Below are 16,492 nucleotides of genomic sequence, written 5' to 3' on the forward strand. Positions count from 1 at the left end.
TCACGCGTCTGCCGCTCCGCGCCATCCGCTGCGCGGGATGACGGACAGGCGTAACGGACAAAGAGCTCTTCCTTCCGACTCTTCCCCAATCCAAGCTCCCTTCCCCCTTGACCCCCCCTAGCTTTCCGGTAACATGGCGCGAACGTCTTCTTTTCCCAGCCGCAGGTTTTCCCCATGCCTAGCCCTCGCTTTGCCCCCCTCTCCCGCTTGGCCGTTGTTTTCTTGATCCTCAGCGAGGGAAACCTCCTCCACGCCCCCGCGATGGCACAAACGGCCCCTACCTTTGGGGAAAAGCAAATCGGCGATACGACCTGCACAAACTCTGGCTCTTCTGCCGATTTCGACACGCTGGCGCAATGCACCAGCACCTCCACCAGCACGGGCACAATGCAAAAATCCCCGCTGTTTGTCGGCGCGGTGACCGCGCCGCCCTATGCCGCCACAACCTGCGATGCAGGCAAAGCGGGGATGATCCAGTATGTAGGCGGCGCGTTTCAGGGGTGTAATGGGTCGTCTTGGTCGGCGCTTGGGGGAACGATTTGTAGTGACGCAACGCCAACGGCTTTTGCCTTTGCCGACCAAGCGAATGTCGCTGTCTCGACGTTAACGACATCGGATATCGTTCAGGTTACAGGGTTTACCTGCACAATCAATGTTGGGATAGCCGGTTCCGGTTCACCCGCCTATCGCCTTTGCAGCGACGAGGCTTGTTCGACGGTTATTCAAGATTGGACAACCGCAGCGTCGACCATTTCATCCAGCAATTATGTTCAGGCGCGTGTGACAAGCGATACCTCGGGCGGCGTGACCACGAACGTTACGCTGACGGCGGGCAACACGGCAACGGTATGGCAAGTTTCAACGGTTGGCGACTGTAGTAGTTCGCCTTCCGTAGGCACTGTTTGCGCCGATGGGTCTGTTTATGCGGGGCTGACGCCCGACGGCAACGTGCCGTTCTATGTTACACGTTGTGATGCAGGACAAACGTGGGACGGCTCGGCGTGCAGCGGCGTAGCTTTTATGCTTTCTTGGAATAATGGGACAGCAAATTATATTTTGGAGGGTGTTACAAATACCAATACTGGACGGGCTAACACGACAACGCTTGCCGCCTTGGCTGATGCAGCCTCGCCCCATTCTGCTGCGCAACAGTGTGAGAATTTGACTGAAGACGGAAATAGTGATTGGTATTTGCCCGCAAGGTACGAGCTTAATGTGATGTATTCTAATGCAGCCGTCATTGGACGCTTTGTAACTAGTGGCTCGTACTGGTCGTCGACGGAGTACAATAATGCCAACGCGTACAACCAGAGGTTCAGCGACGGTTACCAGAACTACTACCTCAAGAACTACGACTATCTTGTTCGTTGTGCTCGAAGATGAATTATTTAATCCTTTAATCATTTTCTGTTCCCGCGAAGCGGGTCGAGTGGAAATTTTTTGGTGGTGAAGGGTGCAAATTGAATTCGGTTTGGAGAACAAAACTCTCCACGTCATTCCCGCGAAAGCGGGAATTTAGCACCGAGCGTCTGCGAGGTGTATGACTCATGTGTGCCGTAGACACGGCGCGACTGGATTCCCGCTTTCGCGCCGTGTCGTTCGATTGGAAAAAAACGGGCGGCCATGAGGTCGGTGTGATCGCGCAAGAGGTCTATCCTCTGTTCCCCGAACTCGTCAACAAGGGAGATGATGATCCCAACAAGGACGTTAAAATGGACGACCCCAAGGCGTGGGGCGTGATGTATGACCGGTTTGGCCCTCTGGCCTTAGAGGGCGTTAAAGAGCTTCACGCGCTGGTCAAAAACCTGAAGGCCGAGAACGACGACCTTCGCGCCCGCATTGAAAAGCTGGAGGCGCACGGAAGTAGACCGTACCGTTATCCCCGCCTCTTCTGTCATCCCAGAAAACTTTCTTTTCGGCTCGCTTTAGTGAGACGAAAGAAAGTTGATCTGGGATCCAGACGGTCCTTCCGCCCGCCCTTTCGTTTGTTTGGCGTCCGAAGGAAAGTGACACTAAATCCCACGTCCATTTTCTTTCGCGCAAAGTGGCGCGAAGAGAAAATGGCTTGGGATGACGGAAGGGGGTCAGGGATGACGATAAAGAGGCGGGCTACGCCACATTCCCCGCCACAAATTCCCAATTGATCAAATGATCAAGGAAGGTTTGCAAAAAGTCGGGGCGGCGGTTTTGGAAGTCCAGATAATAGGCGTGCTCCCACACATCGCAGGTCACCAGCGGCACAAGACCCATGGCCAGCGGCGTCATGGCGTTGGCCGTCTTGACGATCTTAAGCGCCCCTGCCTCATCCGCCACCAACCAAACCCAGCCGCTGCCGAATTGCGTAACGCCCGCTTGCTTAAATTGCTCTTTAAACGCGTCAACGCCGCCAAAGGCCGCCGTCAGTTTTTCCGCCAGCGCGGCTGGCGGTTCGCCGCCACCTTGGGGCGACAGGCTTTGCCAGAAAAACGTATGGTTCCACACCTGCGCGGCGTTATTGAAGACTCCCACCTTAGTCGCGTCCTTGGAGGTCTCCGCGATGATGTCCTCTAATGCAGCCTCGGCCAACGGGGTATCCTTGATCAACGCATTCAAGTTGGTGACATAGGCCTGATGATGCTTGCCATAGTGAAACGCGAAGGTCTGCGCCGACATGTGCGGCTCTAACGCGGCAGGATCAAACGGCAGGGGGGGAAGAGAAATGGACATGGTAAGCCTCCTTGGTCGGGGTTACTCCTTTTCGCAGTCTCGCACGTCTTGGCGCATAGCAGCAAGCTTGGCGCGATACCCTTCAGCATCGCCAAAGTCCAGAAACTTGGCATAGTGCTGATGTGGGTCGCGCACGCGCAACGCGTGCTTGATGGGACACCAGAATTGCTCGGTGCGCCCCGCCACTTCGCGGGCATAGGAAAGAACGCCCGTGCCATAGCCGCAGTAAGCGCAATTCATTTTTTCAATTCCGTTGAGATAGGCCAAATGATTTCGGTCCCAAAAGACATAGGACGAGCGCTTGACCAAGGGAACGCCATAAACGCGAAAGCAGAGATGCTGATAAAGGGTCGTCCACACGTCAATCAACGCAAGGGGGACGATCAATGAATAAATCACGGGCGCAACAAGGACATTCAGAAGCCTTGCCGCACGAAGAAACTGCGGCCATTTGATTTTAAAGGCGCGCTGCCGCGCAATAACCTCTTCGGCAAACCACGCCATCCGGCCACGCAGCCTGACCTCATAGCGGGCGCGGTTTTTTTCAAACTCGGCCTCCAGCTTATCTTCCATCTGCCGGATGCGCGCAACGATTTCATTAACGGAGTCATTCATGGGGCTAATCCTTTAAAAAACAAGAAGGATCAGCGTAAGCCGTTAGGAGCCTCTGTCAATCCCCTACTGAATCGACGTCACGGCATCGGGCATGGTCGCCATATTTTGCGCGGCAGTATATTTGTCCAACGCCTTAAGCATCATGTCTTGGATAAACTCTGGCGGCAAGGGCTGGCCGGATTGCCCCGCCAAGGCCTGCTGATGGATTGCATCGCCCAATGTCAGGGCGGCGGCAGGTTCGCTAGGCGCTTCAACAACGGCAGGGGAAGGAACATCAACTTTGGCGGGCGTTGCGGCGGCAATTCTGGCCGCCGAGCGCAACTGCGGGCTGGCATAGATAGTATTGCCCACACGGATCCCGCCCGTTTGGACGAGCATTCCAGCGGAAGGTTTTGTGGAAGAAGGTTTGGGGGTAGAGGCCAAGGCGGCCACCGTGGTCGCCTGTAGCGGCGAAGAAGCCTGTGCCGCAGTCGTCAAAACGTCCGGCGTGATTGCCCCGGCCATCTTGATCGCGGAGGCCTCTGGGGCAACCTCCGCCGCCGCCACGACCGCGTCAGGCGTTGCTTCGGCAACCACGGCTTCGTCGGCCCCGTCAGCGCCCTCAAGGACAGGCGTTTCGGCGGCAGCCAACTGCACCGTGTCTTCATCGCCAAAGATCGCGCGCGCCATCTGCACCGTCGGCTCTTCGCCCGTGTTTTGTTCAAAGATCGCACTGGCGATGCCTGAGGCCGCGCTAACAAGCACGCTGCCCGTCGCCAAACCAAAAAGGATACTGCCCACCACCTGCACATCGGGCTTGATCGTATCGCCCGTCACCGCGCGATAAATCGTCCCTACGATGGGGATATGCTGAAGCGGATTAAGAAGATCCACAAGATCGTCAAGGCTTAGGTTCTCATCCGTTGTGGGGACGTTCGTCGTGTCTTCAGGGCTGCCCGCCTCAATGGGGCGCTTGACCTCGGCCATTTGAGGCGAGGCTACCGCATCGGTAGGGGGGAGCGACTCAGCCGCGCCGCTTCTTTCAGCCAGATCAACAGGCGCGGGCGCAGAGAGGGGGGCGGGGGCAGGCGCAGAAAGCGGCACAGACGTAACCGCCGCCGCCTTGGGTGAAGGGGTCAGGGGCGTCGGCGGGGGCAGCGGCGTGAAAGGAAGGGGCGCAGATTGTACCGTCGACAAGGTCGAGGCAAAACTCCCCCCAGAAGAAGAGGCCGAAGGGGACGCGGCCGCCGCAACGCGGGCAGCCGTTAGCTGCGCCAGATAGGCGTTATTGGTTTGCTGGATTGAGTTTGCGGCACTAATCATAAAAATCCCTTCGCTAGTAATAAGCAAAGGGTGTGCCAGAATCATTTTCTCGCCTTATCAAGGGGATGCCGATGGCCCGCCCCCTCCCGCTAACCCCCAAGCGGCAGAATGTGCCGCCGAGGGGATCAACTATAACGCCTTAAAACTTCAAAACGTCTAAGGCATGGCGATCAAAGTGCTCGACGCCCTCAAGTGTTTTAAGCCGCCTTACGGCGAGCGTCGTAAGGGGAAGAAAGAGCGTTTCGTAAAGGGTCTTGGCAAGCCATGCCGTCACGACAAGTTTGGTCAGAACGCCACTGGGCATACTTCCCGCAAACGCCATCACGAAAAAGACGGCGCTATCCACCAATTGGGCGACAAGGGTAGAGGCCACAGCGCGAAGCGGGAAATTATCGGCCCGCGACCACACCTTCATTTTTGACATGATATAAGAGTTGGTGAACTCACAGCACAAATAGGCCGTGAACGATGCAAGGACAATACGAGGCATTTGTCCATTAATTGCGGCAAACGCCTCCTGCAATTTAAAATCTGTCGCGGGCGGCAAGATGATGGAGAGTTGTGTAAAAAACAGGAACATAAGCCCACACACAAACCCCATCCAGATTAAACGGCGCGTGCGGTCGAATCCGTAAACCTCGGTCAACGTATCCCCAAAAATGCAGGTTAGGGGGTAAACCAAAATACAGGCGGGGAAAACGAAGTCCCCCACCATAAAGAGTTTGGGAACCGTCACCCATGTCGTTATCAAAGCACAAATGTAAAGGCAGGCCACAACATCAAAATGCTTGGGGTGCCATTCATAATCGGCACTGGTTTCTTTTAAGCTTTCATCACGATGAAACATCTTGTCCTCCTAATGGGTTTGCGAAAAATCTATTTCTTATTCTAACAGCAACGGGCTGAAACTAATAATGCCTTCTTTTTGATTATGGTTTTGATAACTATTTGTGCTTAGTATAATGCGTTATGGCTACTATTTCTCAAATGAAGGCCGCAAGGCTTCTCCTAAACTGGAAACAAAGCGATTTGGCGCGCCTTTCGGGCATGTCACTGGCGACCATCGCCAATTTTGAACAGGGCAAGGGAACACCCCGCACCGGCACACTGCACGTTCTCCACGCAACCTTTGAAAAGTTTGGTGTTGAGTTTATTGAGGATCACGGTGTCGATCTGCGACCGGAAAAGTTTAGCGTGAAGACGCTCCACGGGGAGCAGGGCCTTTTTGATGTGTGGGCGGATTATGAAAAAACGCTGACCGAAGACGGCGGAGGAGAAGTGCTGCTCAGTAATCTTGACCATCAGCTTATGTACAAAAACTTCAAACACAAACTGGAGGAGATGGTTTTACGCCGGCCGGTCAACAACATTCGTCTGCGCGGTCTTGTTCGGGAAGGCGATTTGGTGCGCATCTGGCCCAACGAAGAGTTTCGCGCCATTCCCAAAAAGATTTTTTCCGGCCTGACGCCTATTTACCTTTATAAAAACAAAACAGCCATCGTGAATTTTAAAGACTCGCTGCGCGTTGTCTTGATCAAAAGCAAGTCCGTCACCGACGCGTTTCGCCAACAGTTCGAACACCATTGGAAAAACGGCAGCAGCGTTACGCGGCCCGTTTATATGAAGGCGCCCTAAACGACACCGGCACGCCCTTATTTCCCCTTAAGCGCCTTATCCGCAATCTCACGCACGTTGGCGGAAAGCTTGCCAGAAGCCAGCTTGGCCAGCGCTGCCTTCATCAGCTTTTGACGCTTGGCATCAAAATCACGCCACCGCAGGAACGGTTTGGCCAGACGCGCCGCCGCCTGCGGGTTCAGCTTGTCCACCGTGGCGGCCATCTCGGCGATAAAAGCATAGCCGCTGCCGTCCGCCGCATGGAAGCCCAAGGGATTGCCCGCAAACACGCCCAAAAGCGAAGACACGCGGTTCGGATTCTTTAGCGTAAAGGCTTTGTGCTTCATCAGCTTTTTAACGGAAGTCAAAACATCGTCACGCCGCGCGGATGATTGCACCGCCAACCAATGATCCATGATCGCGGGTTGATCGCCAAATTGCGCGGCAAAGAGCGCCAGCATCTTGGCCTTTAATGGATCATCGCCCTCGGCCAGAATATCAAGCCCTGCAATTTTATCCGTCATGTTGTGGCCATAGGCCACGGCGGCAGCGGCCAGTGGCGTAACGCTTTCGGCTTCTACCTTCGCCAGCGTGGCAAGGCACAGATTCTTAAGGCTGCGCTGCCCGCGCGCGACGCCATCGCTGGCACGTTCGGAGAGCGTATTTTCAATCGACTCATACGTCGCCCACAAATCATCGCAAAGCCCTTCCGCCATCGCGTGAACCGCTTTTTGCCGCTGATGGTATAGCTTGACGGGATCGATCTTTTTTCCTTCCGCCAGCAGCGTAAGGCCAAGCTCGGTTTCCGTCGGCAAGGACAGCGTCATCGCCTTGGTCGCCGCATCCAGCTTTTTGTCCTTCAAGACTTTGCGCAGCGCCTTGACAAAAGCGTCGGGCAGAGCGCCGCCCGCAAGGACATACTTCGTGAACAACTTTTGCGCCGCTTCCCAGCGGTTAAAGCCATCCGTGTCATGTGCCATGATCAGGAACAACTGCTCATCCGTGTAGGCATAGTTGATGCGTACGGGCGCAGAAAAATCGCGCAAGAGAGACGGCGTCGGCTCTTCCTCAACATTCAAGAACACGAACACTTCCTTGGGCGAGGCAACATCCAACACAAACGTGCCCTTCATATCGCGACCCTTGGAGTCCAAAAGACCAATGTTCAAAGGCATGTTCATCGGGTCTTTTTGTTTTTGTCCTGCCGTTGGAGGACAGCTTTGCGTCACCGTCAACGTGTATTCTTTTTTCTTTTTATCATACGACGAGGTGACGTCCAACGTGGGCGTTCCCGCCTGCGCGTACCAGACCATGAAGTGATCCAGATCGACGCCGCCCGCTTCCGCCATCGCGGCCACGAAATCCTCACACGTCGCGGCCTGTCCGTCATGCCGCTTCAAATAAAGGTTCAGGCCCTTACGGAAATTCTTGCGCCCAATCAGCGTTTGGATCATCCGCACAACTTCCGAGCCTTTTTGATACACGGTCGAGGTATAAAAATTATCGATGGCCTGATAAGCCGCAGGGCGGATCGGGTGCGCCATCGCGCCCACATCTTCGGGAAACTGGCGGGCACGCAAATCGCGCACCGCGTGAAGGCGCTCAAGCGCGCGGCCATTCATATCGCCGCAGAACTCTTGCTCGCGAAACACAGTGAGGCCTTCCTTAAGGCTGAGCTGGAACCAATCGCGGCACGTTACGCGATCGCCTGTGTAGTTGTGGAAATACTCGTGTGCCACGACGCGCTCAAAAAAGGCGATGTCGCTGTCGGTCGCCGTTTCGGCGCGGCCAAGAACGCAGGCATCGTTAAAGATATTAAGGCCCTTATTTTCCATCGCGCCCACGTTAAAGAAGCTGACGGCCACGATCATGAAGCGATCCAGATCATATTCAAGGCCATAGGTCTTTTCGTCCCACGCCATCGATTTCTTGATCGCGTCCATCGCAAAGACGGTTTCTTTTTTCTTGCCCGTCTCAACATAAATCTCGATCAACACCTTGCGCTTGGATTTCGTGATGAAGTGACTGCGCGCCACCTCCATCTGGCCCGCGACCAGCGCGAACAGATAACAAGGCTTGGCAAAGGGATCCTCCCACACCGCATAGTGGCGATCCGCGCCCTCGCGACCCTTCTTGACCAGATTGCCGTTCGACAAAAGGATCGGGTATTGTTTTTTATCCGCATGGATTGTGACGCGGAACTTCGCCAGCACGTCGGGACGATCAGGATAATAGGTGATGCGGCGAAAGCCCTGTGCCTCACATTGCGTGCAGAGCATCGGCCCTGCGGCATAAAGGCCGTTGAGCGCCGTGTTCTTGGCGGGCACGTTGGTGCTAACAATCTCAATCATCGCCTCATCGGGCAGTCCCTCTAGCGTCAACGTCTCTTCCGTCAGCGCATAGTTTTGCTTCGTCAGCGCAAGGCCGTTGACCGTCACACTTAACAGCTTTTGATTCTCGCCATTCAAAACAAGCGCAGCGTTTTTATCCTTAGCCGCCGGATTGCGCCGCGCCATAAAACAGGTGCTAACCCGCGTGGTTTTGGCCTGAATATCGAAATCCATCTCCATCGTTTCAACAAGAAACGAGGGCGGCGTGTAATCGGCAAGGCGCGTTTCGTGCAGCGTGGCTGGGGCGGCTTTTTTCATTTCGTTTTTCCTTCCAAAAAATCTTCAATCATTTTTATTTGTTCATCGCTCATCAAGGCGGGGGCGTGCCCGCAACCTTCTATTTCAATCAGCCGCGCATGGGGGCCTCGTTGCGTCATTTCCTGCGCAGCCTCACGCGGCAACAAATCCGACTGCGCTCCACGAAGCACCAGCACCGGACAGGCAATTTTGTCATAGGTTTCCCATAAATTGACAGCCTTGTTTTGTCCCTTGTAGGCATCCGCTATCTTCGTATCATAGGCAAGCACAAAACGGCCATCAGCCCTTTGGCGATGGCCGGTCGCCGCGAGAGCCGCCCAATCTTTGTCCGAGGGCACACCAAAAGAGGCATAAATCGTGCGCATATGCGCCTCAAGGGCCTCTACGGTGTCAAAAACAGGCTGCTGGCCAATGTAGGTCCCAATACGATCCAGCGATTTTTGCGGGATAAGGGGACCAACATCATTCAGAACAAGGCGACGGATAGGCGTGTTAGGCAGGGCGGCCAGCATCATGCCCAAAAGCCCGCCCATCGACGTTCCGACCCAATCCACCTGCGCCGCCCCTATGCGGGCTAGAAGCGCAGTAAGGTCGTTTTTGTATTGATCAAAATTATAGCTTTTTGAGTCAGGCAAATCGTCGCTTTGCCCGCGTCCCGCCATATCGGGGCAATAGACCGCGCACCCCTTGCTCAACCTTTTGGCCAAAACATCAAAGTCACGCCCATGGCGCGTTAGGCCGTGAACGCACACAACCGGCACGCCCCCCGCCTGTTGGGGGGTCCACTGGTGAACGGCAATTTTATGAAAGCCCTTGGCATTAAGGCCCAAAAAGAAATCTGTCTTCATCACTTTTTCTTTGGCCTTCTCTTAATAAAAATCCATGATAGCGCGGGCATCATCCGACATGCGCGAAGGATCCCAAGGCGGATCCCAGACGAGGCTTACCTTAATTTCGTTAAGATCCGGTATCCGATCGCGCACAGCATCATAAACCATGCCGGGGATCATATCCGCCATGGGGCAATTCGCGGTGGTCAAAGACATCTCAATGGCCGCGTCCATTTTGTCCGCCGCCGCTGGCGTTAGATCGATTTTGTAGATCAAGCCCAGATCATAAACGTTCACAGGGATTTCGGGATCATACACCACGCGCAGCGCCTCAATCACGCGCTCGGTCATGGCGGCGAGTTGGGACTTGGTATCCATTATTCCGTTCCCACCTTTTTTGCGGCGACGGGATCCAGTGCGGATTCCAGCGTCCGCCACGCCAACATCGCGCACTTCACGCGCACAGGATAGTGCCGCACACCCGCCAAGGCTTGCAACCGCGCCACATCGTCCTCATCCAGCGTTGCCGTTGTAACCTCATCCACCGCATTGCCTTTGCAGACATTTTCAAAATACGCCCATAGCGCCTTGGCCTGAGCGGCCGTTTTGCCTTTCAGTATCTCGGTCATCATCGAGGCCGAGGCAACAGAAATCGCGCAGCCTTCGCCTTGAAACGACGCGTCCGCGATGCGACCGCCCTCACCCACAGTTAAATACAGTACCAGTTTATCGCCACATAAAGGGTTGTGCCCCACCGCCTCGCACTGCGCATGGGGACTCGCATGAAAATTGCGCGGATGGCGGCCATGATCAAGGATCAAATCCTGATACAGCTCACGCAAATCATCATCGGCGTCGCTCATTTGAAAATCTCCTGAACTTTTTGGATGCCAGACACCAGTGCATCGATATCGTCCCGCGTGTTATAAAGCGCGATTGAGGCACGCACGGTCGCGACAAGACCCAGCGCATCCATGGCGGGTTGCGCGCAGTGATGCCCCGCGCGGATCGCGATGCCTTGGCGGTCAAAAACAGTGCCAACATCGTGCGGGTGCACGCCCTTAATCACGAACGAGAGAATACCCGCCTTGTGCGGCGCGGTGCCAACAAGGCGCACGCCTTTCATCGCAGAAAGTTTTTCGGTGCTATAGGCAAGCAGATCCGCCTCATGCGCCGCAATCACGTCCATGCCGATCGCGCTCACATAATCCAAAGCCGCATGCAAGCCCACAACCTCCGCAATCGGCGGCGTGCCCGCCTCAAAACGCATGGGCGGTTCCTGAAACGTCGTTTTCTCGAACGTCACCGTCTCGATCATATCGCCGCCACCTTGATAGGGGGGCATGGTTTTCAAAATCGCACGTTTGCCATACAATACGCCGATTCCCGTAGGGCCATAGATTTTGTGCCCCGAAAACACATAGAAATCAGCGTCCAGTTTTTGAACATCAATACGCATATGGCTGACGGCTTGTGAGCCATCGATCAAAACGGGAATGTTTTTCGCGTGCGCGTACGCAATAATTTCTTCAACAGGCAAAATTGTGCCGAGCGCGTTTGAGACATGCGCCACAGAAACAAGTTTCGTCTTCTTGTTGACCATGGCCTTCACATCGGCCAGCAGCACATCGCCATTAGGCTGAATCGGCACGACGCGGATCGTAAAATCAATCTGCTCACGAAGGAGCTGCCACGGTACGATATTGGCGTGATGCTCCAACTGGGTCAGCACAATTTCATCGCCCGCCTTCAAAAACGTGCGCCCCCAACTGGCCGCCACCAGATTGATCGCGTCGGTCGCGCCGCTGGTGAAAACAATCTCATCCTCATGTGCCGCGTTCAAAAAGCGCTGCACGGCGCGGCGGCCTTCGTCGTAATGCGCGGTGGCTCTTTGCGACAGCTCATGCACGCCGCGATGGATATTGGCATAATCCGTTTCATAAAAGCGCGTCATCGCGTCCAAAACACAGCGCGGTTTTTGTGCGCTCGCGCCGCTGTCCAAATAAACAAGTGGCTTGCCGTGGATTAAATGCGAGAAAACGGGAAAGTCCTTTTTTGCCTCTAAGCCAACCATTTTTGCACCTCTTCCCTTACCGTACCCGCAAGATCGGGCGATTGGATCGCGTCCACCATTTCGCCGACAAACGCTTTTACCAACACCGAGCGCGCCGCCTCTGGGTCGATCCCGCGTGAGAGCAAATAAAACAGCGCGTTTTCATCCAAAGCGCCCATCGTCGCGCCGTGGCTGCATTTCACATCATCGGCGTAAATCTCCAGCTCTGGCTTGGCTTCCATCTCGGCCTTATCGGAAAGCAGCAACGCACGGCACAACTGATACGCGTCCGTCTTCTGCGCGAGACGATCCACAAAGACCTTGCCCTCAAACGCACCATGCGCTTTATCCTCTAGCACCGTCTTGCACACTTGTCGGCTGATGCCGTTCGGCGCAAGATGACGCACCAACGTTGTCATGACGCCATGCGCCGCGCCGCGCAAAAGCATCACACCAGAAAAACGAGCCTCGGCCAGCTCTCCCAAAAGCTCAACCGTTTTTTCACAGTGAATGTCCTGCCCGCCCACCACAAGCCCGAAGTAATCATAAAACGCGCCCGCCGCGACGCTGACCTGCGCCTGCGCAAAATGGTCACCGCAGGTCACGATTTTGCCATGCACCAGCTTGGCCTGCGCCTCAAGAGAGAGGACCAGATGAAGGGAGCGGGCCTTAACGTCCAAGACCCCTCCCCCTTGCGGGGAGGGGGGCGACCGAAGCTCTTGCGAAGGGCGCAGGGGAGGGGGGGGGACGACAGAGGAAACAACTTGCGCGTTTACGCCGAGTCGCACGCCCCCCTCCCTAGCCCTCCCCGCGAGAGGGAGGGAATCTCCCTCCACATGCCTCTCGATCAACGTCAGGCGGCTGCTTTGTCCCAAGGACACGTTGATTTTGGTGGGGGCTGCACCCGCCACGCCGTGCGCCGTCGTCACAAACAATAGCTCAATAGGGTCAATCGCCAAACAGGTTTGACCCTGCAGCGTGAGCGCATAGCCATCGTCTTTTTCGGCGCAGCGAACGAAAAACGCGTCCGGCAACTCTTGCCGCGCCGACAAATCGTCACGAAACGCGCCATCCACGAACACAAGACGGTGGCGCGTGAGGGGCGGTGGAAGAGGAAGGGCTTGCGTCATCAAAGCGTTTTTCCCCTCCCCAGCACCGTGGTGACAATGTCGGGCAACTCGGCAAACAGTTTGATGGTGTGATGCGGGCGAACGGCGGCAAGCCGCTCATCCGAAGCATACCCGTTTGTGATGGCGACACCCGTTGACCCAACCTCATGGGCGACCCTGATCTCTTCAGGCGTATCCCCGACGATCATCGTCTTTTTCTTTTCCAGCTCCCGCTCATCCATGTGGCTCATCAAGCGCGCCCGTTTAGGCAATGAGACCGCCTGCTCTGCAATATCCTTGTTGGCCAAAAGATCATCAAGATACGGCAAAAGCCCAAGACGTGCGCATTGTTGTTCGATGGGCTTTATTATGTGATTGCTCCAAAGCACACAGTGGACGCCCGCCCCGTGCAATTGAGCAAGGGTCTCCTTTGCCCCGTCCCTCAAATGAACCTTGTTTTCAAGTTGCGCGTACGCCGCGTGAAACGCTTCCAACAAATCATATTTATAATCTGCGGATTCCTTTTGCGAAAAACCAACGTCTTGAAAAAAGGACTCAAGCGGAAAATCATAAGACTTGCGGAACTGGGGCAAAGAACAAGCATGGCCAAACCGGCCAAAAGCAACATTAAAACCTTCAAGAACAGCGAGCGTGTCATCAAACAACGTGCCATTCCAATCAAAAAAAATCGTGGGGGCTGTCTGTTTCATATTATGCCCTCTGTCCAAAAACGGAGGCGACAATAGGTGGCAGCTCGGTGAGCGAGCGGATCATAAAGTCGGGCTTAGCGGCAAGAATCTTTTCCTCACAAGAAAAACCGCCCGCAAGACCAACCCCTAAAAAGCCATAGGCGTGCGCGATTTCGACCTCCTCCGCCGAGTCGCCTACAACCAAGGCTTTGCGAATATCGTGATGATCCACATAACGCTTCAAACGTTTTCCCTTATCCGCTTTGTGCATGATGTCTTTTATTTCGTCCGCGCCATTGGCGAGAACGGCATCAAAATAATGATGGATGTCAAGCCGCTGCGTTTGTGAAGAGATAATCTCAACCGTGTGGTTGCTCAGAATAGCGGCGCGGCGACCCTCTTCCTTCAATGTTTTTAAAAGACCCTTAGCGCCGCGCCGAAGGTTTGTTTTGTGAACATGCTTTTCGTAATGTTCGCCAAAGGCGTCGAAGATTTGCTGCAGATTTTCTTCTAGCTTCTTGGCATCGCAACCAAGTCGCATATACATGGGACGCAACGGCATAAAGTATTCGTTGCGATAACGACTGAGCGTCGCCGGTGGCGCGCCGGCAAGGGCAAGCGACTTGTTCATAGACTCCAAACCAAGCCAAGTATCCGCCAGAAGCGTCCCATTCCAATCAAAGATAACCGCTTGTTGATCGGGGCTCATACCTGCGCTCCCTCGCTCGCGTGGCCATAGCCTTTTTCTTCCAGCTCTAGTGCCAATTCCGGCCCACCGCTGCGCTCAATCCGGCCCGCCGCCAAAACATGCACGCGGTCGGGCTTGATGTAATCCAAAAGCCGCTGATAGTGCGTGATAACCAGCATCGAACGATTAGAATCGCGCAACGCGTTCACGCCATCCGCCACAATACGCAGCGCGTCGATATCAAGGCCGCTGTCCGTTTCATCCAGAATGCACAAACGGGGCTCTAGCACCGCCATCTGCAGCACTTCGCACCGCTTTTTCTCGCCGCCCGAAAAGCCGACATTCACGGGGCGCTTGAGCATGTCTTCGTCCATGCCGATGGCCTTGGCCTTGCCGCGCAAAAGCTTGAGCATCTGCATAACGTCCAAGGCTTTCTCGCCCCTTGCCGTTCGCACCGCGTTTAGCGCGGTTTTCAAAAAGTTCATCGTTGTCACGCCCGGGATCTCGACCGGATATTGAAACGCCAGAAACACGCCCGCCGCCGCACGTTCGTGCGGGGCCATCGCCAGCAGGTCTTGCCCGTCCAGCGTGACCGAACCGCCCGTAACGGTATACCCCGCACGACCCGCCAGAATATAGGACAGCGTGCTTTTGCCCGCGCCGTTCGGCCCCATGATCGCATGCACCTGTCCCTTGGGCAGCGAGAGCGACAGACCCTTTAGGATTTCTTTGCCATCAATTTCGGCAGATAGATTTTTTATGTCAAGCATCTTACCCTACGCTTCCCTCTAAACTAATGCCGATTAGCTTTTGCGCCTCAACGGCGAACTCCATCGGCAATTCTTTCATCACCTCGCGGCAGAAGCCGTTCACGATCAGCGCCATCGCCTCTTCAAGACTCATACCGCGCTGCTGGCAATAAAACAGGCGATCCTCGCTGACCCGCGAGGTCGTGGCCTCATGCTCCACTCGCGCGGTCGGATCACGTGACACGATCACGGGAAATGTATGCGCCCCGCACTGGTCGCCAATCAGCAAGCTGTCGCATTGCGTTTTATTCCGCGCCCCATGCGCCGTGCGGGCCATACGCACAAGCCCGCGATAAGTGTTTTGCGCCTGCCCCGCGCTAATCCCCTTAGAGATAATAGTGGAGCGCGTGCCGCGCCCGATATGGATCATCTTTGTGCCCGTGTCGGCCTGTTGATGATGGTTCGTGATCGCCACCGAATAAAACGCGCCCGTGGAATAATCGCCCTGCAACACACAGCTAGGGTACTTCCATGTAATGGCCGAGCCTGTTTCCACCTGCGTCCATGAGATTTTCGAATGCGCCCCGCGGCATAGGCCGCGCTTAGTCACAAAGTTATAGATGCCTCCCACGCCATCTTCATCGCCCGGATACCAGTTTTGCACCGTGGCGTATTTGATCTCGGCACGCTCTAGCGCCACCAGTTCGACCACCGCCGCATGAAGCTGGTTTTCATCGCGCTTGGGCGCTGTGCAGCCTTCCAGATAACTCACATAAGAATCATCATCCGCAATGATCAGCGTGCGCTCAAACTGTCCCGTGTTCGCGGCGTTGATGCGAAAATAGGTGGATAGTTCCATCGGACAGCGCACGCCCTTGGGAATGTAAACAAACGAGCCTTCGGTAAACACGGCGGCGTTCAGCGCCGCGTAAAAATTATCGGAAGGCGGCACGACCGAGCCCAGATACTTTTTGACTAAGTCGGGATGATTGTGAATCGCTTCGGTCAGCGAGCAAAAGATAATACCTTTGGCTTCCAAAGATTTTTTGTAGGTCGTCGCAACGGACACGCTATCGAACACCGCATCGACCGCGACAGTTCCCTCAACACCCGCCAGCATCGCTTGCTCTTTTAAGGGGATGCCCAGCTTCTCGTACGTTTTAAGAATTTCGGGATCGACCTCATCCATCGACATGGGCGCGGCTTTTTTCTTGGGCGCGGCATAATAGTGCGCATCCTGATAATCAATTGGAGGAAAGGCAACTTTGCCCCATGCGGGCGGCGTCATCTTTTGCCACAGAGCAAAAGCCTTAAGCCGCTGCTCCAAAAGCCACTGTGGCTCTCCCTTTTTGGCCGAGATAAAGCGCACCGTTTCCTCGCTCAACCCCTTCGGCGCGGTTTCAGTGTCGATGTCCGTCACAAAGCCGTATTTGTACGGCTCTGGTGCATAGGGCGCATCGGAAGAGGGCTGAGGGCACATCTTTTTTAT

17 protein-coding genes are annotated in these 16,492 nt (G+C 55.1%); 3 read left to right on the plus strand and 14 right to left on the minus strand.

Annotated features, from left to right (window positions below; translation table 11 throughout):
• The first annotated feature begins 174 nt into the window (after nucleotides 1-174).
• Nucleotides 175-1,383: a DUF1566 domain-containing protein gene (locus tag WC612_01605; protein MFA6279476.1), complete on the plus strand. Its 1,209-nt coding sequence runs from the start codon at nucleotides 175-177 to the stop codon at nucleotides 1,381-1,383.
• Nucleotides 1,384-1,547: 164 nt separating this feature from the next.
• Nucleotides 1,548-2,144 carry a tail fiber domain-containing protein gene (locus tag WC612_01610; protein MFA6279477.1) on the plus strand — a complete coding sequence of 199 codons (597 nt, stop codon included), beginning with the start codon at nucleotides 1,548-1,550 and terminating at the stop codon, nucleotides 2,142-2,144.
• On the opposite strand, the gene WC612_01615 is transcribed toward WC612_01610, so the two are convergent.
• The 4 genes from WC612_01615 to WC612_01630 all read right to left on the minus strand — a co-directional run bounded on the left by WC612_01615 (nucleotide 2,110) and on the right by WC612_01630 (nucleotide 5,470).
• Nucleotides 2,110-2,706, minus strand: a complete 597-nt coding sequence (locus WC612_01615) for a superoxide dismutase (protein ID MFA6279478.1) — start codon at nucleotides 2,704-2,706, stop codon at nucleotides 2,110-2,112. The genes WC612_01610 and WC612_01615 overlap by 35 nt on opposite strands.
• A 21-nt stretch (nucleotides 2,707-2,727) precedes the next feature.
• Nucleotides 2,728-3,321: a hypothetical protein gene (locus tag WC612_01620; protein ID MFA6279479.1), complete on the minus strand. Its 594-nt coding sequence runs from the start codon at nucleotides 3,319-3,321 to the stop codon at nucleotides 2,728-2,730.
• 63 nt (nucleotides 3,322-3,384) lie between these two features.
• Entirely contained in the window at nucleotides 3,385-4,623 is a 1,239-nt protein-coding gene (locus WC612_01625; GenBank protein MFA6279480.1) for a hypothetical protein, read from the minus strand.
• A 139-nt stretch (nucleotides 4,624-4,762) separates the two neighbouring features.
• Nucleotides 4,763-5,470 (minus strand): queuosine precursor transporter, encoded by a 708-nt coding sequence (locus WC612_01630; GenBank protein MFA6279481.1) that lies wholly within the window; start codon nucleotides 5,468-5,470, stop codon nucleotides 4,763-4,765.
• A gap of 122 nt (nucleotides 5,471-5,592) precedes the next feature.
• Here WC612_01630 and WC612_01635 point away from each other — a divergent pair, with 122 nt between their 5' ends.
• On the plus strand, nucleotides 5,593-6,258 hold the full coding sequence (locus tag WC612_01635) for a helix-turn-helix transcriptional regulator (GenBank protein ID MFA6279482.1): 666 nt from the start codon (nucleotides 5,593-5,595) through the stop codon (nucleotides 6,256-6,258).
• A 17-nt stretch (nucleotides 6,259-6,275) separates the two neighbouring features.
• Here the strand turns inward: WC612_01635 and pepN are convergent, their stop codons facing one another.
• The 10 genes from pepN to sufB are packed head-to-tail and all read right to left on the minus strand — an operon-like array spanning nucleotide 6,276 to nucleotide 16,483.
• Entirely contained in the window at nucleotides 6,276-8,885 is a 2,610-nt protein-coding gene (pepN, locus tag WC612_01640) for an aminopeptidase N (protein ID MFA6279483.1), read from the minus strand.
• Nucleotides 8,882-9,733 (minus strand): alpha/beta hydrolase, encoded by an 852-nt coding sequence (locus tag WC612_01645; GenBank protein MFA6279484.1) that lies wholly within the window; start codon nucleotides 9,731-9,733, stop codon nucleotides 8,882-8,884. The genes pepN and WC612_01645 overlap by 4 nt, the downstream gene beginning before the upstream one ends.
• 21 nt (nucleotides 9,734-9,754) lie before the next feature.
• Nucleotides 9,755-10,093, minus strand: coding sequence for an iron-sulfur cluster assembly protein (locus WC612_01650; protein MFA6279485.1), 339 nt, complete (start codon nucleotides 10,091-10,093; stop codon nucleotides 9,755-9,757).
• Entirely contained in the window at nucleotides 10,093-10,578 is a 486-nt protein-coding gene (locus WC612_01655) for an SUF system NifU family Fe-S cluster assembly protein (GenBank protein ID MFA6279486.1), read from the minus strand. Before WC612_01655 ends, WC612_01650 begins: the two co-directional genes overlap by 1 nt.
• Complete coding sequence (locus WC612_01660; GenBank protein MFA6279487.1) at nucleotides 10,575-11,789, minus strand: cysteine desulfurase; 1,215 nt, start codon at nucleotides 11,787-11,789, stop codon at nucleotides 10,575-10,577. Before WC612_01660 ends, WC612_01655 begins: the two co-directional genes overlap by 4 nt.
• Nucleotides 11,777-12,898, minus strand: a complete 1,122-nt coding sequence (locus WC612_01665) for a SufD family Fe-S cluster assembly protein (GenBank protein ID MFA6279488.1) — start codon at nucleotides 12,896-12,898, stop codon at nucleotides 11,777-11,779. The genes WC612_01660 and WC612_01665 overlap by 13 nt, the downstream gene beginning before the upstream one ends.
• The gene (locus WC612_01670; protein ID MFA6279489.1) at nucleotides 12,898-13,587 is read right to left on the minus strand and encodes an HAD family hydrolase; all 690 of its coding nucleotides are present in this window, start codon (nucleotides 13,585-13,587) and stop codon (nucleotides 12,898-12,900) included. Before WC612_01670 ends, WC612_01665 begins: the two co-directional genes overlap by 1 nt.
• Before the next feature lies 1 nt (nucleotide 13,588).
• Nucleotides 13,589-14,275 (minus strand): HAD family hydrolase, encoded by a 687-nt coding sequence (locus tag WC612_01675; GenBank protein MFA6279490.1) that lies wholly within the window; start codon nucleotides 14,273-14,275, stop codon nucleotides 13,589-13,591.
• Nucleotides 14,272-15,024 (minus strand): Fe-S cluster assembly ATPase SufC, encoded by a 753-nt coding sequence (gene sufC, locus WC612_01680; GenBank protein ID MFA6279491.1) that lies wholly within the window; start codon nucleotides 15,022-15,024, stop codon nucleotides 14,272-14,274. Before sufC ends, WC612_01675 begins: the two co-directional genes overlap by 4 nt.
• 1 nt (nucleotide 15,025) lies before the next feature.
• Entirely contained in the window at nucleotides 15,026-16,483 is a 1,458-nt protein-coding gene (sufB, locus tag WC612_01685; GenBank protein MFA6279492.1) for a Fe-S cluster assembly protein SufB, read from the minus strand.
• Between the last annotated feature and the right edge of the window lie 9 nt (nucleotides 16,484-16,492).

This window comes from Bdellovibrionales bacterium, assembly GCA_041662785.1.
Lineage (GTDB): Bacteria > Pseudomonadota > Alphaproteobacteria > UBA9219 > UBA9219 > UBA8914.